The following is a 23,361-nucleotide window of genomic DNA, read 5'->3' on the forward strand; positions in this document are numbered from 1 at the left end:
CCGCGGTCGTCACGCGGAGCGGAGTTGCCACGGTATCCACCGCGGTCGCCGCCACCGGATCGGTCGTCGCGACCCCGGTACCCGCCACGGTCGTCGCGAGGTGCCGAGCTCGCACGGTCGTCACGGCCGCGGTAGCCACCACGGTCGTCACGCGGCGCCGAGTTGCCGCGGTACCCACCACGGTCATCGCGGGGTGCCGAGCTCCCACGGTCGTCGCGACCCCGGTAGCCACCGCGGTCGTCACGCGGAGCGGAGCCCCGGTAGCCACCACGGTCGTCACGCGGCGCCGAGTTGCCGCGGTACCCACCACGGTCATCGCGAGGTGCCGAGCTCCCACGGTCGTCGCGACCCCGGTAGCCACCACGGTCGTCACGCGGAGCCGAGTTGCCGCGGTAGCCACCACGGTCACCACCGCGGTCGTCACGCGGAGCGGACGCACCACGGTCGTCACGGCCGCGGTAGCCACCACGGTCGTCACGCGGAGCCGAGTTGCCGCGGTAGCCGCCACGGTCGCCGCCACCGGCGCGGTCGTCGCGACCCCGGTACCCACCACGGTCGTCACGCGGCGCCGGAGCCCCGCGGTACCCACCACGGTCGCCGCCGCGGTCGTCACGCGGCGGGCGTGCGCCCCCGCGGTCGTCGCGACCGTACCCGCCGGAGCGGCCACCGGCACTGGAGCCGGCCCCACCGCGTCCGCCGGCCGGGCGGCCGGAGCGATCCGGGCCTCCCGAGCGTCCGTTGCGGTCGTCTCGGTCTCGGGGCGCGCCGCGCCCCCGGTCGTCAAACCCTGCCATCGGGGATCCCTTCGTTCTGCTCGAAGCCGTCCGCACCGTCGTCCAGGAGGGGCGAGATGAGCGGCAGCTCGTCGAGCGAGTTGATGCCGAGCTGCTGCAGGAGCAGGTCGGACGTGACGTAGTTGATGGCGCCGGTCTCGGCGTCGGTGAACGACTCCTCGATGAGGCCGCGTGCCACCAGGGTTCGGACGACGCCGTCGACGTTGACGGCGCGGATCGCAGCGATCTGCGAGCGGGTGATCGGCTGCTTGTAGGCGACGACCGCGAGGGTCTCGAGTGCGGCCTGCGACAGCCGCGAGGGGCGCTCGGCCTCGACGAACTGCTCGACCACGGGGTCCAGGTCGGCGCGGACGTAGAAGCGCCAGCCGCCACCGACCTCGCGGAGTTCGAAACCACGGCGGATCGTGCCGTCGACGCCGTCGAAGTCCGCGACCAGGCGTTCGATCGCCTGGCGGACGGCGGGGACGGGCGAGCCGACGGCAGCACCGAGGGCGACGAGTGACTGCGGCTGGTCGGCGATCATCAGGATGGCCTCGAGCTGCCGGTCGATGGGGATGGCGGGGTGGGCCTCGGACGCGGCGCGCTCGTGGATCTCGCGCTCGATGGCGCGGGCGTCGGCCATCTCGTCGGCGCCGCCGGGTTCGGCGCTGGACGTGTCGTGCACGTCATCCGTCATAGTCGGCTCCCAGGTTCGCGAGGCTCTCGTCGGACCAGTCCTCGGCGGTCCACCGCAGTGTCAGCTCCCCGAGCGGCTCGAGCTGCTCGAACGAGATCGACGCGTTCCGGTACAGCTCGAGGATCGCGAGGAAGCGAGCCACCACGATACCCGTCTGGTCGACGCCCGCGACCAGTTCACGGAACGAGACGCCCTCACCATCGCGGGTGCGGAGGATCGAGACGACGATCGCGGCCTGTTCGCGGATGCTGATGAGCGGGGCGTGCAGGTGGTCGAGGCCGACGGTCGGGATCTCCCGCGGGGCGAAGGCCAGCGCGGCGAGTGCGGCGAAGTCCTGCACCGACAGGGTCCAGACGAGCTCCGGCGTCCGCGCGCGGAACCGTTCCTCGAGCCGGACGCTGCGGACGTGCCGGCGCGATTCGACGCCCCAGCGCTCCCCGAACCAGTCGGCGGCCTGCTTGAACGCCCGGTACTGCAGCAGCCGGGCGAACAGCAGGTCCCGGGCCTCGAGCAGGGCCACGTCCTCGGCGTCCACGAGCTCACCCTGGGGCAGCAGCCCGACGATCTTCAGGTCGAGCAGCGTCGCCGCGACGACCAGGAACTCGCTGGCCTCGTCGAGCTCGTCGGCGGACTCGGCCTGCCGGACGTACTGGATGAACTCCCCCGTCACGGCACCGAGCGACACCTCGGTGATGTCGAGCTCGTGCTTCGTGATGAGCGACAGCAGGAGGTCGAACGGTCCGTCGAAGTTGGCGAGCCGGACCCGGAACCCCGCGTCAGGCGACGGCGCCACGCTGGACGAGCTCTCGTGCGAGCTGCCGGTAGGCGTGGGCGGCAGGGTGGTCCGGCGCGGTCTGCGTGATCGGGCGTGCGGACACCGTGGCGTCCGGGAACTTCACGGTGCGGCCGATGACGGTGTCGAGGACGCGGTCGTCGAAGGTGTCGACGACCCGCTCCATGACCTCGCGGGAGTGCAGCGTGCGCGAGTCGTACATGGTCGCCAGGATGCCGTCGAGCTTGAGCGCCGGGTTGAGGCGGTCGCGCACCTTGTCGATCGTCTCGATGAGCAGCGCGACACCGCGGAGCGCGAAGAACTCGCACTCGAGCGGGATGAGGACGCCGTGCGCCGCCGTGAGGGCGTTCACGGTGAGCAGGCCGAGCGACGGCTGGCAGTCGACCAGGATCACGTCGTAGTCGTTCGCGACCTTGCGCAGCACGCTCGCCAGGATCTGCTCGCGGGCGACCTCGTTGACCAGGTGCACCTCGGCCGCGGACAGGTCGATGTTCGCCGGGATGACGTCGAGGCCGGGGGTGTTCGTCGGCTGGATGACCTGGTTCGGGTCCTTCACCGCGCCCATGAGCAGGTCGTACACGGTGTGGATGTCGTGCGTCCGGACGCCGAGGCCCGCGGACAGCGCACCCTGCGGGTCGAAGTCGACGGCCAGAACCTTGCGGCCGTACTCCGCGAGCGCGGCGCCCAGGTTGATGGCCGTCGTGGTCTTGCCGACGCCGCCCTTCTGGTTGCAGAGCGCGATGATGCGGGCGGGGCCGGTGCTGTCGAGCTCCTCGGGCACGGGGAAGTCCCGGACGGGACGCCCCGTCGGACCGTGGGTGGTCGCGCCGGTGGGGTTGGTCGTCGGGTTCGGGCTCACCCCGTCATCGTACCGGCGACCTCGGGCTGGGCCGGGTCGCACCGCCGCACTGCTGCTCGTCAGGCAGCGCGCAGGGCGACGCGCATGCTGTCGACCCGCTCCGCGATCACGGGGTCGGTCGACCACCGCTGCTGCAGCCGACCGACGAGCTCGCCGACCTGCTCGCGGTCGAGCCCCGGGTGCAGCGCCAGTCCCACCGTCAGCTCCGGCCCGGCGAACCGTCCGACCGGGTCGCCCGGCGCGAGTTCGACACGGGCGACGCTGGACTCTCCCTCGACCGAAGCCGCGAAGGCGCGGGCCACCTCGGGGTCCTCGAAGCACGGGGTCCACGGCAGGTCCTGCCCGAGCGCCCACACCGCCGGACGACGCAGCACGAACTCGGTCGGCGACTTCGGGTCGAGCACGACGAGCTGGGTGTCCTCGCTCGCCGCGGCCATCGCCACACGGCGGGACTCCACCGGCACCGGGCGCGCGTCCGGGTCCCACGCGTGCATGGCGTCCACCGAGGTGAACGCCGGCATCACGCTGCGACCGTCCGGACCGGCGACCGTCACGATCGAGAGTTCCTGGGTCTTGTCGACGAGCTTGCCCTGATCGGTCTCCCCCACGTCACCGGCCTCGGCGATGAGCGGGATGAGCAGGCGGGCGGTCCGGAGCGCCTCGACGATCGCCGCCTGGGACGCACCGTCGGCGATCGCACCGATGGCCGCGACCACCGCGGGGTCGGCGAGTCCGTCGTCGTCGGCGAACGCGGTGTCGTGGTGGTCGAACGTGCGGCCTTCCCACGAGAAGCCCGCCGAGTCCGCGGCCCCGCCAGGGGTGTGCGCGTCGTCGGCGTCCGGCCCGGTGCCGCGGCCGTTCGAGATGCCCGCCACGGCGCTACTCGGAGGCGATGTCGAGTGCGGCCGGCAGCGTGAACGCCCCGGAGTACAGCGCCTTGCCGATGATCGCGCCCTCGAGCCCGTACGGCACGAGTTCGCGGAGCGCACGGAGGTCGTCGAGCGTCGAGATCCCGCCGGAGGCCACCACGGGCTGGTCGGTCCGGTCGCACACCTGGCGGAGCAGTTCGACGTTGGGCCCCTGCAGCGTGCCGTCCTTCGTGACGTCGGTCACCACGTAGCGGGCGCACCCGGCGGCTTCCAGCCGGTCGAGCACCTCCCACAGGTCGCCGGCGTCCTCGGTCCAGCCGCGGCTCGACAGCGTGGTGCCGCGGACGTCCAGCCCGACGGCGATCTGCTCGCCGTACTCACCGATCACCCGCGCGGCCCAGTCCGGGTTCTCGAGCGCCGCGGTGCCGAGGTTGACGCGTGCCGCACCGGTCGCCAGTGCCGCTTCGAGCGAGGCGTCGTCGCGGATGCCGCCGGACAGCTCGACCGAGACACCCTCGACCTCGCGGACGGCGTGCGCGATCACCCGGCGGTTGTCGCCACGACCGAAGGCTGCGTCGAGGTCGACGAGGTGGATCCACTCGGCACCCTGGTCACGCCAGGTCCGGGCAGCGGCGACGGGGTCGCCGTAGCCGGTCTCACTCCCCGCCTCACCCTGGGTGAGTCGCACGGCCTGTCCGTCGACGACGTCGACAGCCGGCAGCAGGACGAGGGGCGGGGTGTCGGTGAGGTCGGTCATGGTCCTGTCGGTTTCGTTGCGGTGGAGAAGGGGCTGCGGACAGCCGGGAGGCCCGGTGCGCGTCCGGCACGGCCGTCGCGCCCGGTGCCGGCCGGGTTCAGAGCGAGCGGACCCAGTTGGAGAGCAGGCGGATGCCCGGCTCGCCGGACTTCTCGGGGTGGAACTGCGTGGCGGTGAGCGGCCCGTTCTCGACCGCGGCGATGAACGGCTGCCCGTGCTCGGCCCAGGTCAGACGGGGCGCACGGAACGGCCCGTACGCCTCGAGCGGGAAGTCGGTCACCCCGTAGGAGTGCACGAAGTAGAAGCGCTCGTCGTGCAGCCCGTCGAACAGCACGGAGTCCTCGGGCGCCCGCACGGTGTTCCAGCCCATGTGCGGCAGCACCTCGGCCTGGATCTCCTGCACGGTGCCGGGCCACTGGCCGAGCCCTTCGACGTCGGCACCACGCTCGATGCCCCGCGAGAACAGGACCTGCATGCCGACGCAGATGCCGAGCACGGGTCGCCCGCCGGCCAGACGGTGGTCGACGATCTCGCCGCCCTGCACGCCCTCGAGCTGGTCGATCACGGCGGCGAACGCCCCGACGCCGGGGACGAGCAGGCCGTCGGCCTTGAGTGCCGCCTGCTTGTCCGAGGTCAGGGTGACCTCGGCGCCGGCGCGCTCGAGTGCTTTGGCGGCGGAGTGGACGTTCCCCGACCCGTAGTCGAGGACGACGACGTTCGGCTTGGCGGTTGTCACAGGGCGCCCTTCGTGGAGGGGATGCCGTCGACGCGCGGGTCCAGCTCGACCGCCTTGCGCATGGCTCGGGCGAACGCCTTGAACTCGGCTTCGGCGATGTGGTGGGGGTCGCGGCCCTCGAGCACGCGGACGTGGACGGTGATGCCGGCGTTGAACGTGATCGCCTCGAACACGTGGCGGACCATCGAGCCGGTGAAGTGGCCGCCGATGCGGTGGAACTCGAAGCCCGCGGGCTCGCCGGAGTGCACCAGGAACGGACGCCCGGAGACGTCGACGACGGCCTGGGCCAGCGCTTCGTCCAGCGGGACCAGGGCATCGCCGTACCGGCCGATGCCGGAGCGGTCGCCGAGGGCCTGCTTGATCGCCTGACCGAGCACGATGCCGGTGTCCTCGACCGTGTGGTGCACGTCGATGTCGGTGTCACCCGTCGAGCGCACCCGCAGGTCGATCAGGGAGTGCTTGCTGAACGCGGTCAGCATGTGGTCGAAGAACGGGACGGAGGTCGAGATCGACGAGGTTCCGGTGCCGTCCAGGTCGAGCTCGAGTTCGACACTCGATTCGCTCGTCGAACGGCTGATCGAGGCGGTGCGGGCGGTCATGCCTCAACCCTAACCGGCGGCTGCTCGGCGGCGACCTGCCGCATGGCGTCGAGGAACGCGGTCGTCTCGGCTTCGGTCCCCGCACTCACCCGCAGGTGGTTCGGGATCCCGAGGTCGCGCACGATGACGTCGCGCTCGAGCAGCGCTTCGAACGCGGCGTTCGGGTCGGCGACACCACCGAACAGGACGAAGTTCGACCAGGTCTCGTAGGTGCGGTACCCCATGTCCCGCAGCTCGGTGACCATGCGGTCGCGCTGCGCCTTGATGTCGTCGACCATCGCCAGCATCTCGGGGGCGTGCCGGAGTGCCGCGATCGCCGCCGCCTGGGTCAGCGCGGACAGGTGGTACGGCAGCCGGACCAGCCGGACGGCGTCGACGACGGCGGGGTGCGCGGCCATGTACCCGACCCGGGCACCGGCGAACGCGAACGCCTTGCTCATCGTGCGGGAGACCACCAGGCGCTCACGACCGGGCAGCAGCGTGAGGGCACTCGGGGCGTCGGACGGCATGAACTCGGCGTACGCCTCGTCCACCATCACGATGCCGTCGGTCGCGTCGTAGGCGGCCGCGATCGTCTCGATGTCGAGCGGGGTGCCGGTCGGGTTGTTCGGCCCGCACAGGAACACGATGTCCGGCTGGTGCTCTCGGATCGCCGCCACGACGGTCTCGGGCGAGATGCGGAACTCGTCGTCGCGCTGGGCAGGGATCCACCTGGTGCCGGTGCCCGACGCGAGGATCGAGTGCATCGAGTAGGTGGGCGGGAACCCGAGCACCGAGCGACCTGGTCCGCCGAACGCCTGGAGGAGCTGCTGCAACACCTCGTTCGACCCGTTCGCCGCCCAGAGTTGCTCGGCGGTCAGGTCGTGCCCGAGGTAGTCGGCGAGCGACTGCCGGAGCTCGGTGAACTCGCGGTCCGGGTAGCGGTTGACCGTCAGCAGGGCCTGCCGGATCGACTCGACGATGTCAGCAGCGACGTCGTCCGGAACGGGATGCGTGTTCTCGTTGACGTTGAGCTGCACGCGGACGTGCTTCTGCGGGGCGCCGTAGGGGCTCTGCCCGCGCAGGTCGTCTCGGATCGGGAGGTCTTGGAGCGTGAATGCCACCGATCCATCGTAGGCCGCTGTCACCGTGCGACGACCAGCCGTCTGGACGGCGCTGCCCGAGTGGCTACTCGCCGTCGGTGTACTTGGTGGGGATGGCGAGCTCTTCGCCGGCCTGCAGCGCGGAGCCGTCGAGCGCGTTGAGGCTCACGACGTCCTGCACGAAGTCACGCGGGTCCGAGTTCGGCGCGGTCTGCTCGGCGAGCTGCCAGAGCGTCTCGCCCGGCTGGATCGTCACGGTCTCGAACTGGGTGCGTGCGCCGCCGGCGGTGGCGTCTCCGGCGGAGGCCTGCCCGCCGTTCAGCACGCCGAGGGCGACGACGATGAGGAGCGGGAGCGCGGCGAGCGTCGTGAAGACGATGCGGCCGCGACGCGTCAGACGCAGGCGGGTACGCACGGCGGGCGCCGCGGTGCGCTGGATGTCAGCGATGGCGATGGTGCTCATGTCGTTCTTGCCTTCCCGTTCGGTGGAACCGAAGTCGTGTACCGAACATAGTTTCGAATCAGACGACGCACAAGTCCTGGGAGTGGATTTCTGCGGGGTTTTCTTGCGACACGCTCGAACAGGTGTTTGTCCGGCCCTGGCTGGTCGGATACTGTTTCGATCGACTGGGACAAGCCTGACGGGGACCACCGACATTCCCGCCGCGGCCGGACCGGCACCGACGAAAGCGAGACGACGTGGTGGACGAACTGCGGGGCCAGAAGCCGCTGACGCCGAAGCAGCAGGCGATCTTCGACGCGATCCGTGCGTCGATCGCTTCACGGGGCTACCCGCCGAGCATGCGCGAGATCGGCGACGCCGCCGGGCTCTCCTCGCTCTCCAGCGTCTCCCACCAGCTCGGCCAGCTCGAGCTCGGTGGCTGGATCCGCCGCGACCCGAACCGCCCGCGCGCGCTCGAGGTCCTGGTCGACGAACCGTCGTCCGACGTCGGCGGCCCGGACATCGACGCCACAACGCTCGTGCCGCTCGTCGGCCGGATCGCCGCCGGTGTCCCGATCACCGCCGAGCAGCACGTCGACGAGATCATCCCGCTCCCCCGACAGCTCGTCGGCACCGGCGAGCTGTTCATGCTCAAGGTCGTCGGTGAGTCGATGATCGACGCCGCGATCTGCGACGGTGACTGGGTCGTCGTCCGGTCGCAGCAGACCGCCGAGAACGGTGACATCGTCGCGGCCATGCTCGACGAAGAGGCGACGGTCAAGGTCTTCCGCCAGCGCGACGGTCACACGTGGCTGCTGCCGCGCAACTCCGCCTTCGAGCCGATCCTCGGCGACGCCGCCTCCGTGCTCGGCAAGGTCGTCGCGGTCCTCCGCTCCCTCTGACCGCGGCTCGCGCTGCACCAGCGCGAGACGCCGTCGTCACCGTACGACGCCCCATGCACGACGAAACGCCGCCGGATCCGGCGGCGTTTCGTGTGTTCCGGGGCGTCTCGGCGACGTGACGGCGTCCGGCGGACCCGTGACGGGCCTCCAGGCCGCGCGGCAGCGCTTCCCAGCGCCAGCGCCCGCCGGAGGTGACCGTCAGACGGTGGGAACCGGCGTGACCACGTAGGGCTCGAGCTCGGAGACCTGCCGCTGGAAGACGCGCACTCGCAGGCGCGTGCCGTCCTCGACGTAGTCGACGGACTCGACCGAGCCGGTGTCGTGCAGCGACGACACCAGGTCGCCGCGGTCGTACGGCACCACGATCGTCAGGTCGACGTCGGGCTCCGGCAGGCGGTCCTCGATGACGCTGAGGAGCTCCGGGATGCCCTCGCCGGTGCGCGCCGACACGAACACCGCGTCCGGCACGAGTCCGATGAGCACGAGGCGCTGCGCGTCGTCGATCAGGTCGGCCTTGTTGAAGACGACGATCTCCGGGATGTCACCCGCACCGACGTCGCCGATGACCTCGCGCACGGTGGACAGCTGCGCACCGGGGTCGGGGTGCGAGCCGTCGACCACGTGCACGATGACGTCGGCGTCGCCGACCTCTTCGAGGGTGGAGCGGAAGGCCTCGACGAGCTGGTGCGGCAGGTTGCGCACGAAGCCGACCGTGTCGACGAACGTGAACTCCCGGCCCTTGGCGCTCTCGGTCCGACGGACGGTGGCGTCCAGCGTCGCGAACAGCTGGTTCTGCACCAGCACGCCCGCGCTCGTCAGCCGGTTGAGGAGCGACGACTTGCCGGCGTTGGTGTAGCCCGCGATCGCGACGCTCGGCACCTCGTTGCGGTTGCGCTCGGCACGCTTGGCCTCACGGGCCGGGGTGAACCCGGCGATCTGCCGGCGGAGCTTCGCCATCCGCGTGTGGATCTTGCGGCGGTCGAGCTCCATCTTCGTCTCACCGGGGCCACGAGAGCCCATGCCAGCGCCTCCGGAGACCTGGCCACCGGCCTGCCGGGACATCGAGTCACCCCAACCGCGCAGTCGAGGCAGCAGGTACTGCAGCTGGGCGAGTTCGACCTGCGCCTTCCCCTCGCGGGTCTTCGCGTGCTGGCTGAAGATGTCGAGGATCACGGCCGTGCGGTCGATGACCTTCACCTTCACGACGTCCTCGAGCGCACGACGCTGCGAGGGTGCCAGTTCGGTGTCGGCGATGACCGTGTCGGCGCCGGTGGCCTTGACGACCATCGCGAGCTCCTGGGCTTTGCCCTTGCCCAGGTAGGTGGCCGGGTCCGGGTTCGGCCGACGCTGGAGGAGCCCGTCGAGCACCACGGCGCCCGCGGTCTCGGCGAGTGCCGCGAGCTCGCGGAGGGAGTTCTCGGCTTCCGAGGCATCGCCCTGGGGGTAGACGCCGATGAGGACGACCTGCTCGAGCCGCAGCTGGCGGTACTCGACCTCGGTGACGTCCTCGAGTTCGGTGGAGAGGCCGGCGACACGGCGCAACGCCGCACGGTCCTCACGGTCGTACTGGTCGCCGTCGCCGGTCCAACTGCGGTCGTCGACCGACTGCGTCTGGATGGCCTGGGCGGGTGCGAAGATGGACGATGCTGCGCGGTGGTCTGCGTTGCGCAACACCCTCTCGACGACACCGTCTGCGCTGTCGTCGTTGGTCTGGTGGTTCTGCTGATGGGTATCCGTCATCCTGTGCACAGGCTACCTCTGGAGGCCCTCCGACACACTCGGTTGCCGGTACGGTTCATCCATGGCGAACGACCACTACTTCTCGGCCAGCCCCGAGAGCGAACTCCGGCCGCGCCAGGTGCACGTCACGCTCGCCGGTCAGCCCCTCACCCTGTCGACCGCGGCGGGGGTCTTCAGCCCCGACGGCGTCGACCGCGGCACGAAGGTCCTGCTCGGTTCGGTGCCCGCACCCGCTGCCGACGGAGCGCTGCTCGACATCGGCTGCGGCTGGGGCCCGATCGCGATCACGATGGCCCTGCAGTCCCCCGACGCCCAGGTGTGGGGTGTCGACGTCAACGAGCGGGTGCTCGGGCTCGCGCGCGCCAACGCTGCTGCTGCGGGGGCGTCGAACGTCACGATCGCGCTGCCCGACGACGTGCCGGCCGACCTGCGCTTCCGCACGATCTGGTCGAACCCGCCGATCCGTGTCGGCAAGGACGAGCTGCACCAGATCCTGCTGACGTGGCTGCCCCGGCTCGAGGTCGGGGGCGACGCCTGGCTCGTCGTGTCGAAGGACCTCGGGGGTGACTCGTTGCAGAAGTGGCTCGTCGGGGCGCTCGGCTCGGGGTTCGCGGTCACGCGGGAGTCGACGGCGAAGGGGTTCCGCGTGATCCGGGTGCAGCGCAGCGCGTAGGGCGCGAGCGCGAGCGCTCACATCGTGAGCAGAAATGGTCGGGTCGCCGCTGGGCACCCGACCATTTCTGCTCACGAAGCGGCAACGAGGCGCCGCGTCAGACCGTCAGACCGTCAGGTCGCCGGAGAACACGAGCTCGGCGGGACCGGACAGCGAGACGTGCTCGCCGTCCTCGGTCGCCGTCATCCGCACCGTCAGCAGGCCGCCCGGCACCCGCACGCGCCAGGTGTCCGGCGCCCCCGCACCGACCCAGTAGCGCGTGGCGAGGGCAGCGGCGACCGCCCCGGTGCCGCACGAGAGCGTCTCACCGCTCCCCCGCTCGTGCACCCGCATCGTGATCTCGCCGACGCCGTCCTTGATGAGGGGGTCGCCGGGCAGCACGAACTCGACGTTCGCCCCGTGCTCCGGTGCCGGGTCGAGCACCGGCAGGAAGGTCAGGTCGAGGTCGGCCAGTTCGTCCTCGGTCTCGACGGCGACGACCACGTGCGGGTTGCCCACGTCGATGCCGATGCCGGGCCGCGCCCCGTCGAGGTTCTTCGCCCGGACGAGCACGTCGTCGGAACCACCGCCCTCGATGCCCAGGCCCCAGCGGCCGAGGTCGGCGGCGAAACCGTTCGTGGTGCGCCGGATGTCGACCAGCCCCTTGCGGCTGCCGACGGTGAGCGTCTCGCCGGGAGCGAGCTCGACCAGGCCGGACTCGGTCAGGTACCGGGCGAACACGCGGATGCCGTTGCCGCACATCTCCGCGACCGTGCCGTCAGCGTTGTGGTAGTCCATGAACCAGGTCGCCTCGGGCTCGACGGCCACGAGCGCCCGCCCCTCGGGGATCGCCTCGGACCGCACGGCGCGGATCACGCCGTCGCCGCCCACGCCGAAGCGCCGGTCCGCGATGGCGCGGATCCGCTCGGGGGTCAGGTCGACGGTGGCGTCGGGGTCGGCGAACAGGACGAAGTCGTTGCCGGTCCCCTGGCCCTTGGTGAAGTGCAGCTCGGTCACGGCACGATCCTACGGGCCAGTTCCGACAGGTCGCCGCGGTCCGCCCCCGTGACGTCGAGCGTCTCGGCCTCGGCGTACCGGCGGAACCACGACACCTGCCGCCGGGCGTACTTCCGGGTCGCGATGCCGGTCGCCTCGACCGCCTGCTCGCGGGTCGCCGTGCCGGCGAGCACCTCGAGCGCCTGCGAGTACCCGATCGCGCCCCGCGCGGTCTTGCCCTGCTCGAGTCCCTGCTCACGGAGCGCCGCGACCTCGTCGACGAGTCCGGCGTCGAACATCCGCGCGGCCCGCTCGTGCAGCGCCGACACGAGCTGCTCGCGGTCACGCCGCAGGTGCAGGATCCGGGACGGCCGCCAGGCGCGGGGCGCGGCCGGGAGGCTCGGGGTCACGACCTCGGATCGGCTCGCGATCTCGAGTGCACGGATCAACCGCCGTGGATTGCGCGCGTCGATCGTCGCGGCGGCCGCCGGGTCGAGGGCGCGGAGTCGCTCGAGCAGGATGCCCGGGCCGAGCTCCTCGTGCTCGCGCTCGAGCTGCGCGCGGAGCGCGGGATCGGTGCCCGGGAACGCCAGGTCGAACAGCACCGCGGAGACGTACAGGCCGCTGCCGCCGACGAGGACGGCCACGCCACCGTCGGCCTGGATCCGGTCGACGTCGGCTCGGGCGGCGACCTGGTACGCGGCGACGCTCGCCTCGTCGGTGACGTCGAGCACGTCGAGCTGGTGGTGCGGGATGCCGTGCCGTTCGGCCGGCGGGAGCTTCGCAGTGCCGATGTCCATGCCCCGGTACAGCTGCATGGCGTCCGCGTTGATGATCTCGGCATTCCGGCCGGCAGCACGCAGCCGTTCCGCGATCGCGATGCCGAGGTCGGACTTCCCGGTGCCCGTCGCCCCGACGACTGCGATCAGGTCCGCGGCGTCACCGGGTGCGGGCGACGCGGCGCTCGTCGGCACAGCCCCGGGGAGCTCAGCGCCCGACACGGAGCGTCGGCAGCCCGAGCGAGACCGGACGGGGCCCGTCGCCCGTGGCGGCAGCGGGCGTGGGCACGCCGCAGCTCTCGGCCTGCGCGCGGTCCCAGGCGTCGCCGGCCCGGGTGGGTCGGATGCGCAGCGGAGCGTCGTCGTCGGCGAGCAGGAAGTGCGGTGCGGCACGGGTGATGTCGACGGTGACCACGTCGCCCGGGCGCGGGACCTCGGACCCGGCGGGCACGGTGAAGTGCACGAGCCGGGAGTCCTCCGCGCGACCGGAGAGCCGGCGGGTGGCGTCGTCCTTACGCCCTTCGCCCGAGGCGACGAGCACTTCGACGCTCCGGCCGACCTGCAGTGCGTTCTCTTCCGCGGTGATGTGTTCCTGCAGGGCGACCAGTCGCTCGTAGCGCTCCTGCACGATGTGCTTCGGCAGCTGGTCGTCCATCGTCGCGGCCGGGGTGCCCGGGCGGATCGAGTACTGGAACGTGAACGCCGAGGCGAACCGTGCCTGCTCGACGACGCGCAGGGTGTCCTCGAAGTCGGCGTCGGTCTCGCCGGGGAACCCGACGATGATGTCGGTGGAGATCGCCGCGTGCGGGATCTTCGCGCGGACGCGGTCGAGGATGCCGAGGAACCGCTCGCTGCGGTAGCTCCGGCGCATGGCCTTGAGCACCCGGTCGGAACCCGACTGCAGCGGCATGTGCAGCTGGGGCATCACGTTCGGGGTCTCGGCCATCGCGTCGATGACGTCGTCGGTGAACGCCGCCGGGTGCGGGCTCGTGAAGCGGACGCGCTCGAGGCCCTCGATGGCCCCGGTGGCCCGCAGCAGCTTGCCGAACGCCTGACGGTCGCCGAACTCGACCCCGTAGGAGTTCACGTTCTGCCCGAGCAGCGTGACCTCGATCGCGCCGTCGTCGACGAGCGCCTGGATCTCGGCCAGGACGTCACCGGGACGGCGGTCCTTCTCCTTGCCACGGAGCGAGGGGACGATGCAGAACGTGCAGGTGTTGTTGCAGCCGACGGAGATGGAGACCCACCCGCTGTGCGTCGAGTCGCGCTTGGTGGGCAGCGTCGACGGGAAGACGTCGAGCGCCTCGAGGATCTCGATCTGCGCCTCGTCGTTGTGCCGCGCCCGCTCGAGCAGGGTCGGCAGCGACCCCATGTTGTGCGTGCCGAAGACGACGTCGACCCACGGCGCCTTCTCGAGGATGACGTTCTTGTCCTTCTGCGCCAGGCACCCGCCGACGGCGATCTGCATCCCCGGGTGCTCGCGCTTGATCCCCGCGAGCTGCCCGAGGTTGCCGTACAGGCGGTTGTCCGCGTTCTCGCGCACCGCGCAGGTGTTGATGACGACGACGTCGGCCTGCGCACCGTCCGCCGCGGTGTAGCCCGCGGCCTGCAGTGACCCGCTCAACCGCTCGGAGTCGTGGACGTTCATCTGGCACCCGTAGGTGCGGACTTCGTAGGTGCGGGGGCGCGCTTCGACGGTGGCCATGGTCGTCCCAGTGTAGGTCGGAGCGGCTACTCGAAACGGACGGTCCCGCGGCCGGAAGGCGGCCGTTTCCCGCCGCCGTCGAGTGCCCGCGCGACGGCGATCCGGACGACACCGGAGCTGTAGCCCTTGCGCATCAGGAAGCCGGACAGCCGGCGTTCAGCGGTCGCCCGGTCGAGCCCGCGCATCTGCGGGGCCCGCTTGTCGGCGAGTTCCTGCGCGCGGAGGAACTCGTCGTCCTCGTCGTCGGCAGCCTCGTCGAGTGCGGTGTCGATCGCCACCTGGTCGATCCCCCGGCGACGGAGCTCGGTCACGACACCCTGTCGACCGAGGCCCTTGCGGGCGTGCAGTCGATCCACCAGGTCGGTGGCGAGGGCGACGTCGTCGAGGAGCCCGACACGGGTCAACCGCTCGATCTCGTGCTCGACCACGTCCGGGTCGAGGTCCTGCTGCAGCAGCAGGGTCCGCATCTCGGACTCGCTCACGCCCTTGCGCCCGAGGGCACGCAGGCTGAGCCGTTCGGCGTCCGCCCGCTGTTCGTCGAGCGGACGGGGGGCGTCGGCCGGGTCGATCTCCTCGCCGCCGGCGATGGAGAACACCGACGCCGTGGTGGCGTCAGCCGTCTCGGAGTCGTAGCCGTCCTGCTCCGCACGGCTCGAGCGCCCGCTGCCGTCACCGATCACGGGCGACACCCATGCTGCCGGCCCGCGGGCACCGTGCAGGGGCACCGGCGAATCGGCGTCGAACGACGCGGGGAACTCGTCCGCACGACCTTCGTCCGACTCGGGCAGCGCCCAGCCGTCGGTGTCGCGCGGTTCATCCGGTGACACCGGAGGATCGGGGATCGCCGGCGCCACGGGGGTGACGGGGGCACGGCGACGCGACCTCGCACCGAACAGGTCGGTGACCGGTGCGAGGCCGTCGTCGTCGTGGTCGGTGCTCACGCGCCCTTGCGCTCCGCGAGCTTCGGCGCGATCGACTCGACCGGGGCGTCCTCGGCCTTGGCGCCGCCGACGCCGAGCTTGGCGAGGATCTTGCCTTCGATGTCGGCAGCGATCTCGGGGTTCTGGATCAGGAAGGAACGCGAGTTCTCCTTGCCCTGCCCGAGCTGGTCGCCGTCGTAGGTGTACCAGGCGCCCGACTTCTTGACGATGCCGTGGTCGACACCGAAGTCGAGCAGCGAGCCTTCACGCGAGATGCCGACGCCGTACAGGATGTCGAACTCGGCCTGCTTGAAGGGCGGCGCCATCTTGTTCTTGACGACCTTGACACGCGTGCGGTTGCCCACCGCGTCGGTGCCGCTCTTGAGCGTCTCGATGCGGCGGATGTCGAGGCGGACGGACGCGTAGAACTTCAGCGCCTTACCGCCCGAGGTGGTCTCGGGCGAACCGAAGAACACGCCGATCTTCTCGCGCAGCTGGTTGATGAAGATCATCGTGGTCTGCGTCTGGTTCAGGCCACCGGCGAGCTTTCGCAGGGCCTGGGACATGAGGCGGGCCTGCAGACCGACGTGCGAGTCACCCATCTCGCCCTCGATCTCGGCACGGGGCACGAGGGCCGCGACGGAGTCGATGACGATGAGGTCGATGGAGCCGGAGCGGACCAGCATGTCCGCGATCTCGAGCGCCTGCTCGGCGGTATCGGGCTGCGACACGAGCAGGGCGTCGATGTCGACACCGAGCTTCTTGGCGTACTCGGGGTCGAGCGCGTGCTCGGCGTCGATGAAGGCCGCGATGCCACCGGCGCGCTGGGCGTTGGCGATGGCGTGGATGGTGAGGGTCGTCTTACCCGACGACTCCGGGCCGTAGATCTCGACGATGCGGCCACGGGGCAGGCCACCGATGCCGAGCGCGACGTCCAGCGCCACCGACCCGGTCTGGATGACGTTGACGGGGGCGCGTTCGTCCGAACCGAGGCGCATGATCGCACCCTTGCCGAACTGCCTGTCGATCTGTGCGAGTGCGGTCTCGAGGGCCTTCTCGCGGTCTGCCGGTGATGGCATGGGGTGCTCCTTCGTGCTCGTGTTCGGCCGCCTGTAGGCTGTCGCGTCCACGCCGGCCGATGGTGCAAGGCCGATGGTTCTGCGACAAGGCTTCGGGCTGTTCCCGATGTCCATCAACTTATGGCGAGCCACCGACATCACTGCCGACGGTCACGCGATCTGTGGATGGAACATCCGGGCGACGCCGCTGTGGAGGAAGCTACCACCGATCGAACACGCGTTCGAGCAACACGCCGAACACAGTTTCGGGTGCGCCGCCCCGCGGAACCCGCTCAGTCCTGGGGTTCGGCGAGGCCCTTGCCGTGCCGACGGTCCATCGGGACGTCCTGCGAGTCGCACAGTGCGTCCCACACCCGGCGGGCGTCGATGCCGGCAGCGAGGGCGTCCACGGCGGAGCGACCGCCGAGCCCTTCGAGCACGACGTCACGGGTGACCACGGAACCGTAGGCCTCACCGAACACCTGGTCGACAGCTCGCCAGAACTCACTCACGCGCATCCGACCAGCCTAGGCGCGTGGTCGTGGGCGGAACGCAGAACACCCCCGCCGGGAAGGACCGGCGAGGGCGTTCGGTGCGGTGCGCTCAGCGAACCGCGAGGTCGTTGTCGAACTCGGCGACGAGGTCGTCCGGGAGCGTGTCGGGGACGGGGGTCAGCCCCTCGACGATTGCGAGGCGGTCGCCCACTTCGCGCATGATGGTCGAGATGGGCGTGTCCAGAGCATCCGCGACGGACGCGAGGATCTCCGAGCTGGCTTCCTTCTGCCCGCGCTCGACCTCACTGAGGTACCCGAGCGCGACACTGGCCTTGGACGCGACCTGACGGAGGGTCCGGCCCTTCTGCAAGCGGAAGTCCCGGAGCACATCGCCGATTTCCTGACGAACGAGAACCATGAGAACTCCTCCTCTCTGTCGTCTCCGCGCCCGCTCGGTCCGGTGGATCGAGTTCGGGTTCAGCAACAATAGCGTTGCCGGTTGCAGCATGTTAGCCAGGCTGGCTGCCGTACTGCTGGAGATTTCGTGAGATGTAACCCAGTGGAAACGGGACCTATTCCCGGCCCCGGACCTCGGATGACATCCGTGCAAGGAGTTCGGAGACGGTGGCGTGCCGGATTGCTCCCCGGTCACCGTCGAGGTGCAGCTCGAAGGCCTCTGCCCCCGCGGCGGAGGCGATCCCCACGTACACGGTGCCGACGGGCTTGCCGTCCTGCGGATCCGGGCCGGCGACGCCGGTCGTGCTGATCCCCCACGTCGCGGGTTCCCCGTCGACGGACAGCGCGATCCGGACACCGGCGGCCATCTGCCGGGCGACCTCGGGGTGCACGGCCCCCTCGGTCTCGAGCAGCTCCGCCGAGACCCCGAGGACGGAGTGCTTCACGGGCGTCGCGTAGGCCACGACGCCACCGCGGACGACGGCGCTCGCGCCCGGCACGTCGACGAGCGTCGCGACGACGAGGCCGCCGGTCAGCGACTCCGCCACGGCGAGGGTCTCGCCCCGCGCCGTCAGTTCGGCGATGAGTCCCGGTGCGACCGGGACGGGAGGCGCGGCCTGCGTCGAGCGCTCGGGTCCGGTCATGCGGTGGTGCGGTTGTGCTTCCATGCCTGCCAGAGGTAGTCGATCCCGCTCAGGATCGTTGCCAGGAACGCGGCCGTCATCAGGATGCCGTTGACCCAGTGCGCCCAGTCGCCGACCAGGTTCCACCACGGGAACAGCGCTGCCGTCAGGGCCACGGCCTGCAGCACGGTCTTGATCTTGCCGCCGCGGCTGGCCGGGATCACCCGGTCGGAGAGCACCGCGAACCGGAAGACCGTGATGCCGATCTCGCGCACCATGATCAGCACGGTCACGTACCAGGGCAGCTCCTGCAGGATCGACAGCGCGACGAGCGCACCACCGATGAGCACCTTGTCGGCGATCGGGTCGACGAGCTTGCCGAAGTCCGTGACCAGGTTCTGCCGACGGGCGATGATGCCGTCGGCGCTGTCCGTGACGATGGCCACGACGAAGACGACCGCGGCCCAGATGCGCAGCGGCCCGTCGTTGCCGGCGTCGGTGAGCAGCAGGACGAAGAACAGCGGCGCCATGAGGATGCGCACCACCGTGATGATGTTCGCGACGTTCGCGGTGGACGCCGGGCCGGGGCCCTTGCGCAGCAGCCGCCCGCGCCACGGGAACCGTGCGCCGTGCGTGGTGTTCGTGCTGTCCGAGGCGGTCATCGCCGTCACTCCCTGCCCGTCAGTCCCCACGCGTCCTCATCGGGCTCGTCGTGGACTTCATCGTACCCGCGGGTCATGTCCCCGACGGGGTCTGCTCCGTAGCGGTCACCGTCGCCGGACGGCGTCGGGGCCGGCGCTGCCGGAGCGGCCGCGGCGGGCGGCTCCTCGCCACGGAGCTTCGCGAGCACCGCGGGCAGCTGGTCGGCGGTCACCAGGACGTCGCGGGCCTTCGAGCCCTCGGACGGCCCGACGATGTCGCGCGACTCCATCAGGTCCATCAGGCGACCGGCCTTGGCGAAGCCGACGCGGAGCTTGCGCTGCAGCATCGACGTCGAGCCGAACTGGGTGGACACGACCTGCTCGACGGCCGCGAGCAGGAGTTCGAGGTCGTCACCGATGTCGGCGTCGATCTCCTTGCGCTCCACCACGGCCTGGACGTCCTGGCGGTACTCGGGCTGCGCCTGCCGCGTGACGTGCTGGACGACCTCGGCGACCTCGCCCTCCTGCACCCAGGCACCCTGCACGCGGAGCGACTTGGACGAACCCATCGGCAGGAAGAGCGCGTCGCCCTGACCGATGAGCTTGTCGGCGCCGGGCTGGTCGAGGATGACGCGGGAGTCCGTGACGCTCGTCACCGCGAAGGCGATGCGCGACGGAACGTTCGCCTTGATCAGGCCGGTGATGACGTCGACCGAGGGGCGCTGCGTCGCGAGCACCAGGTGGATGCCGGCGGCACGGGCGAGCTGGGTGATGCGGACGATCGACTCCTCGACGTCACGCGGTGCCACGAGCATGAGGTCGGCGAGCTCGTCGACGACGACGAGCAGGTACGGGTACGGCTTGAGCTTCCGCTCGCTGCCCGCCGGCAGGACGATCTCGTTGTTCTCGATCGCCTTGTTGAAGTCGTCGACGTGGCGGAACCCGAACGACGCCAGGTCGTCGTACCGCATGTCCATCTCCTTCACGACCCACTGCAGCGCTTCGGCCGCCTTCTTCGGGTTCGTGATGATGGGCGTGATGAGGTGCGGGACACCGGCGTAGATCGACAGTTCGACGCGCTTCGGGTCGACCAGGACCATGCGGACCTCGGACGGCTTCGCGCGCATCAGCAGCGACGTGATCATCGAGTTGATGAACACGGACTTGCCGGAACCGGTGGAGCCGGCGACCAGCAGGTGCGGCATCTTCGCCAGGTTCGCGACGACGAAGCCGCCCTCGACGTCCTTGCCGACACCGATCGTCATCGGGTGCTTCGACTTGCGGGCGGCGTTCGAGCGCAGCACGTCACCGAGCGAGACGATCTCGCGGTCGGTGTTCGGGATCTCGACGCCGATGGCGCTCTTGCCCGGGATCGGCGACAGGATGCGGACCTCGTTCGAGGCGACCGCGTACGACAGGTTCTTCGACAGGGCCGTGACGCGCTCGACCTTGACGCCGGGGCCGAGCTCGATCTCGTACCGGGTCACCGTCGGCCCGCGGGAGAACCCGGTGACCTTCGCGTCGACCTTGAACTCGGTGAGCACCCCGGTGATGGCGGCGACGATGTCGTCGTTCGCCTGGCTCCGCGCGACCGAGGGCGTTCCGGAGCTCAGCGTCGTGGCGGCGGGCAGTCGGTAGGGCTTCGACGGATCGTCGTCGGAACCGGCGGCGGCCGCGCTGAGCTCGGCGGCGGCGTCGATGTCCTCGGGCTCGTCGACGATCTCGGGCTCGGACAGCACCTCGGGCACCGCGGGACGGATGTCGGCCGTCGGCTCCGGCCGCGCGGGGACGTCGGTGCCGAACGCGCGGAGGGCCTGCTCGGCGTCCTGCAGGTCCTGCTCGACGGAGTCGTTGAGGTTGACCGACGCGGGCTCGGCCGGCGTGAGGTCGACGAGCCCGGCGGCGGCACCGGCGTTCGGGCTCACGACGGGCGCAGCGGGCACGACGGGCGCAGCTGGTGCGACAGCAGCAGCAGCCGGGGCGGCCCCCGCGGCCGGCGGCAGCACCGGGCTGTCGTACGCCGGGTCCTCTTCGCGCCCGGACCTGTTCCGGCGCCACCACGGCACGTTGTCGCCACCGGCTTCGGCCTCGGCAGCGGCCTGCTCGTCACCGAACCCGAGGTCGTCGAACAGCTGGAAGTCGGTGTCGCCCTTCTTGCCGCGCTTCGACGTGCGGGCGCGGGCGGCGGGCTCCGCCGCAGCAGCGGCGGCGTCGGCCTCGGGTTCTGCTGCGGGGGCCGGGGCGCCGAACAGGTAGGCGTAGAGCTCGTGCAGGCGTCGCCCGAGCTTGTTCGGCGGCGTCTTGGTGATGATGAAGAGCGAGAGCACGAGCAGCACGATCGCCACGGGGACGGCCACCCAGGCGGTCGCGATCGTCACGAGCCAGCCGATGACCACCCAGCCCAGCACCCCACCGGCGGCGGCCAGCGCGGGCATGCCGTCGGCCGCGCTCGGTCGGCCACCGAAGACGTGGCAGAGCGAGGCGATCGACACGATCAGGATGCCCAGGCCGATGCCGATCCGGGTGTTGTCGTGCACGGAGGCCGGGTGCCGGAACAGCCACCCGGCGAACACGATCATGATGACGGGCAGCGCGAACGCCAGGCGGCCGAACAGCCCGCCGAACGTGTACGCGTCGAGTGCGACGGAGACGCTGTTGGTCGGGTTGAGCCACTCGACGACGCCGCCGGCGATGGCCAGCAGGAACAGCAGGAACGGGAACCCGTCGCGCCGCTGGTCCTTCTCGAGGGTCTCCTTGCCGAGCAGCCGGAACATCGCGCCGACGCCGTGCGCCATCGCGAGCCAGAAGGTCACGAGCGGGTTCTGCTCGCGGAACACCGGCGTGGGTGCGGCCTGCGGCAGCTTCTTCGTCGTGGCCTGGGTGCGCGACGAACCGCGCGTCCCGTTGCCACGGGACGACGTGGACGCGCGCGAGCGCGTGGTCGACTTGGTGCCTCCGGCCATGGGCAGAACCCTAACGCCCGCTCAGGACAAACGCAGGAAGGCCCGCCGCAGCGTCCGTGACGGACGCTGGACGGGCCTCCCGGGCCGGACGGACGCGAACGCGGACGCGCGCCCACCCCGCGAACGGGCCCTACGCCTCGATGACCACCGGGACGATCATCGGACGACGGCGGTGCTTGGTGTTCACCCAGCGACCGACCGTGCGACGGACGACCTGCGCGAAGGCGTGCGAGTCGCGCGTGCCGTTGGCGGCGGCCTCGGAGATCGCCTTGGCGATCTGCGGGCGGACGTCGTCGAACACGGAGTCGTCCTCGGCGAAGCCACGCGACTGGATCTCCGGGCCGATCACGCACTGTCCGGTGGTGAAGTCCACCGCGCAGAAGATCGAGATGAAGCCCTCTTCCGCCAGGACGCGGCGGTCCTTCAGGTCGGCGTCGGTGATCTCGCCGACGGTGGAGCCGTCGACGTAGACGTAGCCGATGTCGAGCTGGCCGGCGACCGTCGCGACGCCGTCCTTCAGGTCGACGACGATGCCGTCCTGCCCGAGGATCACGTTGCGCGGCGGGACACCCGTCTGGATCGCCAGGTCGGCGTTCGCGTACAGGTGGCGGTGCTCGCCGTGGACGGGGAGCACGTTGCGCGGCCGCAGGATGTTGTAGCAGTAGAGCAGCTCGCCGGCGGAGGCGTGTCCGGAGACGTGCACCTTCGCGTTGCCCTTGTGCACGACCTTCGCACCGAGCTTGGTCAGCCCGTCGATGACGCGGTACACGGCGTTCTCGTTGCCCGGGATGAGCGACGACGCGAGGATGACGGTGTCGCCCTCGCCGATCTCGATCTGGTGCTCGAGGTTCGCCATGCGGGCCAGGACGGCCATCGGCTCACCCTGCGACCCCGTCGACATGTAGACGATCTGGTCGTCGGGGACGTTCTTCGCCTTCTTCGTGTCGATGAGCACGTTCTCCGGCACCCGCAGGTACCCGAGGTCGGCGGCGATCGTCATGTTGCGGATCATCGAGCGCCCCATGAACGCGACCTTGCGGTTCGCGGCCGCGGCGGCGTCGAGGACCTGCTGCACGCGGTGCACGTGCGACGAGAAGCTCGCCACGACGACCTTCTTGCGGGCGCGCATGATGATGTTCTCGAGCACCGGGCCGATGTCGCGCTCCGGAGCGGTGAAGCCCGGCACGTCGGCGTTCGTGGAGTCCGGCAGGAACAGGTCCACGCCGGCCTCGCCCAGACGGGCGAACGCACGGAGGTCGGTGATGCGGTCGTCCAGCGGGAGCTGGTCCATCTTGAAGTCACCCGTGTGCAGCACACGACCGGCGGGGGTCGTGATCGCGACGGCGAGGGCGTCCGGGATGGAGTGGTTCACGGCGACGAACTCGAGGTGGAACGGGCCGATCTGCTCGGTCTGGTCCTCGGCCACGACGAGCGTGTACGGCTTGATCCGGTGTTCCTTGAGCTTCGCCTCGACGAGCGCGAGGGTCAGCGTGGAGCCGATCAGCGGGATGTCGTCGCGGAGCTTGAGCAGGTACGGGACGGCACCGATGTGGTCTTCGTGGCCGTGCGTGAGCACGACACCGAGGACGTCGTCGAGGCGGTCACGGATCGGCGAGAAGTCCGGCAGGATCAGGTCGACACCGGGCTGGTGCTCCTCGGGGAACAGCACGCCGGCGTCGACGATGAGCAGCTTGCCCTCGTACTCGTAGACGGTCATGTTGCGACCGATCTCGCCGAGGCCCCCGATGGGGACGACGCGGAGGGTGCCGGCTTCGAGCGGCTGCGGTTCGGAGATCTGTGTGGGCATTCGGTCCTACGGATTCGG

Annotated in this window: 23 protein-coding genes; 2 read left to right on the forward strand and 21 right to left on the reverse strand. The window is 70.7% G+C overall.

What is annotated here, in order from left to right:
- Positions 1-780: 780 nt before the first annotated feature.
- The 9 genes from scpB to DEI98_RS11040 form a co-directional block, all read right to left on the reverse strand.
- Positions 781-1,470: an SMC-Scp complex subunit ScpB gene (gene scpB, locus DEI98_RS11000; protein ID WP_246520983.1), complete on the reverse strand. Its 690-nt coding sequence runs from the start codon at positions 1,468-1,470 to the stop codon at positions 781-783.
- The gene (locus DEI98_RS11005; protein ID WP_171907825.1) at positions 1,460-2,263 is read right to left on the reverse strand and encodes a ScpA family protein; all 804 of its coding nucleotides are present in this window, start codon (positions 2,261-2,263) and stop codon (positions 1,460-1,462) included. The genes scpB and DEI98_RS11005 overlap by 11 nt, the downstream gene beginning before the upstream one ends.
- Positions 2,247-3,122, reverse strand: coding sequence for a ParA family protein (locus tag DEI98_RS11010; protein WP_017885900.1), 876 nt, complete (start codon positions 3,120-3,122; stop codon positions 2,247-2,249). The genes DEI98_RS11005 and DEI98_RS11010 overlap by 17 nt, the downstream gene beginning before the upstream one ends.
- Positions 3,123-3,181: 59 nt before the next feature.
- Positions 3,182-3,997, reverse strand: a complete 816-nt coding sequence (locus DEI98_RS11015) for an SseB family protein (protein ID WP_111054281.1) — start codon at positions 3,995-3,997, stop codon at positions 3,182-3,184.
- Between the two features lie 4 nt (positions 3,998-4,001).
- Entirely contained in the window at positions 4,002-4,748 is a 747-nt protein-coding gene (priA, locus tag DEI98_RS11020) for a bifunctional 1-(5-phosphoribosyl)-5-((5-phosphoribosylamino)methylideneamino)imidazole-4-carboxamide isomerase/phosphoribosylanthranilate isomerase PriA (protein ID WP_017885902.1), read from the reverse strand.
- A 97-nt stretch (positions 4,749-4,845) separates the two neighbouring features.
- Entirely contained in the window at positions 4,846-5,484 is a 639-nt protein-coding gene (hisH, locus tag DEI98_RS11025) for an imidazole glycerol phosphate synthase subunit HisH (RefSeq protein WP_111100763.1), read from the reverse strand.
- Entirely contained in the window at positions 5,481-6,083 is a 603-nt protein-coding gene (gene hisB / locus DEI98_RS11030) for an imidazoleglycerol-phosphate dehydratase HisB (RefSeq protein WP_027464776.1), read from the reverse strand. The genes hisH and hisB overlap by 4 nt, the downstream gene beginning before the upstream one ends.
- A complete protein-coding gene (locus tag DEI98_RS11035; protein ID WP_111100764.1) occupies positions 6,080-7,186 on the reverse strand; it encodes a histidinol-phosphate transaminase in 1,107 nt (368 codons plus the stop codon). The genes hisB and DEI98_RS11035 overlap by 4 nt, the downstream gene beginning before the upstream one ends.
- Before the next feature lie 64 nt (positions 7,187-7,250).
- Positions 7,251-7,628: a LysM peptidoglycan-binding domain-containing protein gene (locus tag DEI98_RS11040; RefSeq protein ID WP_111094677.1), complete on the reverse strand. Its 378-nt coding sequence runs from the start codon at positions 7,626-7,628 to the stop codon at positions 7,251-7,253.
- A 236-nt stretch (positions 7,629-7,864) separates the two neighbouring features.
- Here DEI98_RS11040 and lexA point away from each other — a divergent pair, with 236 nt between their 5' ends.
- A complete protein-coding gene (lexA, locus tag DEI98_RS11045) occupies positions 7,865-8,509 on the forward strand; it encodes a transcriptional repressor LexA (protein WP_027464773.1) in 645 nt (214 codons plus the stop codon).
- 198 nt (positions 8,510-8,707) lie between these two features.
- Here lexA and hflX read toward each other — a convergent pair whose 3' ends face one another.
- Complete coding sequence (gene hflX / locus DEI98_RS11050; RefSeq protein ID WP_111100765.1) at positions 8,708-10,249, reverse strand: GTPase HflX; 1,542 nt, start codon at positions 10,247-10,249, stop codon at positions 8,708-8,710.
- A 61-nt stretch (positions 10,250-10,310) separates the two neighbouring features.
- Between hflX and DEI98_RS11055 the strand changes: the two genes are divergently transcribed.
- Entirely contained in the window at positions 10,311-10,922 is a 612-nt protein-coding gene (locus DEI98_RS11055; RefSeq protein WP_111030469.1) for a class I SAM-dependent methyltransferase, read from the forward strand.
- A gap of 105 nt (positions 10,923-11,027) precedes the next feature.
- Here the strand turns inward: DEI98_RS11055 and dapF are convergent, their stop codons facing one another.
- From dapF to DEI98_RS11110, 11 genes are all read right to left on the reverse strand, one after another.
- On the reverse strand, positions 11,028-11,918 hold the full coding sequence (gene dapF, locus DEI98_RS11060; RefSeq protein WP_111100766.1) for a diaminopimelate epimerase: 891 nt from the start codon (positions 11,916-11,918) through the stop codon (positions 11,028-11,030).
- On the reverse strand, positions 11,915-12,898 hold the full coding sequence (gene miaA / locus DEI98_RS11065) for a tRNA (adenosine(37)-N6)-dimethylallyltransferase MiaA (RefSeq protein ID WP_375334816.1): 984 nt from the start codon (positions 12,896-12,898) through the stop codon (positions 11,915-11,917). The genes dapF and miaA overlap by 4 nt, the downstream gene beginning before the upstream one ends.
- Positions 12,885-14,381: a tRNA (N6-isopentenyl adenosine(37)-C2)-methylthiotransferase MiaB gene (gene miaB, locus DEI98_RS11070; protein ID WP_111100767.1), complete on the reverse strand. Its 1,497-nt coding sequence runs from the start codon at positions 14,379-14,381 to the stop codon at positions 12,885-12,887. Before miaB ends, miaA begins: the two co-directional genes overlap by 14 nt.
- Positions 14,382-14,407: 26 nt before the next feature.
- Complete coding sequence (locus DEI98_RS11075) at positions 14,408-15,322, reverse strand: regulatory protein RecX (RefSeq protein ID WP_111100768.1); 915 nt, start codon at positions 15,320-15,322, stop codon at positions 14,408-14,410.
- On the reverse strand, positions 15,319-16,380 hold the full coding sequence (gene recA / locus DEI98_RS11080) for a recombinase RecA (protein ID WP_027464767.1): 1,062 nt from the start codon (positions 16,378-16,380) through the stop codon (positions 15,319-15,321). The genes DEI98_RS11075 and recA overlap by 4 nt, the downstream gene beginning before the upstream one ends.
- A 272-nt stretch (positions 16,381-16,652) precedes the next feature.
- A complete protein-coding gene (locus DEI98_RS11085; protein WP_017885915.1) occupies positions 16,653-16,877 on the reverse strand; it encodes a DUF3046 domain-containing protein in 225 nt (74 codons plus the stop codon).
- Positions 16,878-16,962: 85 nt separating this feature from the next.
- Positions 16,963-17,271 carry a helix-turn-helix domain-containing protein gene (locus DEI98_RS11090; RefSeq protein ID WP_027464765.1) on the reverse strand — a complete coding sequence of 103 codons (309 nt, stop codon included), beginning with the start codon at positions 17,269-17,271 and terminating at the stop codon, positions 16,963-16,965.
- A gap of 154 nt (positions 17,272-17,425) precedes the next feature.
- Positions 17,426-17,953, reverse strand: coding sequence for a CinA family protein (locus DEI98_RS11095; protein ID WP_111100769.1), 528 nt, complete (start codon positions 17,951-17,953; stop codon positions 17,426-17,428).
- Entirely contained in the window at positions 17,950-18,594 is a 645-nt protein-coding gene (gene pgsA / locus DEI98_RS11100; protein ID WP_071405653.1) for a CDP-diacylglycerol--glycerol-3-phosphate 3-phosphatidyltransferase, read from the reverse strand. The genes DEI98_RS11095 and pgsA overlap by 4 nt, the downstream gene beginning before the upstream one ends.
- Positions 18,595-18,599: 5 nt before the next feature.
- Positions 18,600-21,536: a DNA translocase FtsK gene (locus DEI98_RS11105; protein WP_111100770.1), complete on the reverse strand. Its 2,937-nt coding sequence runs from the start codon at positions 21,534-21,536 to the stop codon at positions 18,600-18,602.
- A gap of 130 nt (positions 21,537-21,666) precedes the next feature.
- Entirely contained in the window at positions 21,667-23,343 is a 1,677-nt protein-coding gene (locus DEI98_RS11110; RefSeq protein WP_027464761.1) for a ribonuclease J, read from the reverse strand.
- Between the last annotated feature and the right edge of the window lie 18 nt (positions 23,344-23,361).

Source organism: Curtobacterium sp. MCLR17_034 (genome assembly GCF_003234485.1).
GTDB classification, from domain to species: domain Bacteria; phylum Actinomycetota; class Actinomycetes; order Actinomycetales; family Microbacteriaceae; genus Curtobacterium; species Curtobacterium flaccumfaciens.

Excerpts from the sequence above, each read along its gene's own strand:
- DEI98_RS11095 (WP_111100769.1), bottom strand. The coding sequence starts at position 17,953 with ATGACCGGACCCGAGCGCTCGACGCAGGCCGCGCCTCCCGTCCCGGTC.
- DEI98_RS11055 (WP_111030469.1), top strand. The coding sequence starts at position 10,311 with ATGGCGAACGACCACTACTTCTCGGCCAGCCCCGAGAGCGAACTCCGG.
- hisB (WP_027464776.1), bottom strand. The coding sequence starts at position 6,083 with ATGACCGCCCGCACCGCCTCGATCAGCCGTTCGACGAGCGAATCGAGT.
- DEI98_RS11105 (WP_111100770.1), bottom strand. The coding sequence starts at position 21,536 with ATGGCCGGAGGCACCAAGTCGACCACGCGCTCGCGCGCGTCCACGTCG.
- recA (WP_027464767.1), bottom strand. The coding sequence starts at position 16,380 with ATGCCATCACCGGCAGACCGCGAGAAGGCCCTCGAGACCGCACTCGCA.
- scpB (WP_246520983.1), bottom strand. The coding sequence starts at position 1,470 with ATGACGGATGACGTGCACGACACGTCCAGCGCCGAACCCGGCGGCGCC.
- miaB (WP_111100767.1), bottom strand. The coding sequence starts at position 14,381 with ATGGCCACCGTCGAAGCGCGCCCCCGCACCTACGAAGTCCGCACCTAC.
- priA (WP_017885902.1), bottom strand. The coding sequence starts at position 4,748 with ATGACCGACCTCACCGACACCCCGCCCCTCGTCCTGCTGCCGGCTGTC.
- DEI98_RS11090 (WP_027464765.1), bottom strand. The coding sequence starts at position 17,271 with ATGGTTCTCGTTCGTCAGGAAATCGGCGATGTGCTCCGGGACTTCCGC.
- DEI98_RS11085 (WP_017885915.1), bottom strand. The coding sequence starts at position 16,877 with ATGCGCGTGAGTGAGTTCTGGCGAGCTGTCGACCAGGTGTTCGGTGAG.
- DEI98_RS11110 (WP_027464761.1), bottom strand. The coding sequence starts at position 23,343 with ATGCCCACACAGATCTCCGAACCGCAGCCGCTCGAAGCCGGCACCCTC.
- DEI98_RS11040 (WP_111094677.1), bottom strand. The coding sequence starts at position 7,628 with ATGAGCACCATCGCCATCGCTGACATCCAGCGCACCGCGGCGCCCGCC.
- hflX (WP_111100765.1), bottom strand. The coding sequence starts at position 10,249 with ATGACGGATACCCATCAGCAGAACCACCAGACCAACGACGACAGCGCA.
- pgsA (WP_071405653.1), bottom strand. The coding sequence starts at position 18,594 with ATGACCGCCTCGGACAGCACGAACACCACGCACGGCGCACGGTTCCCG.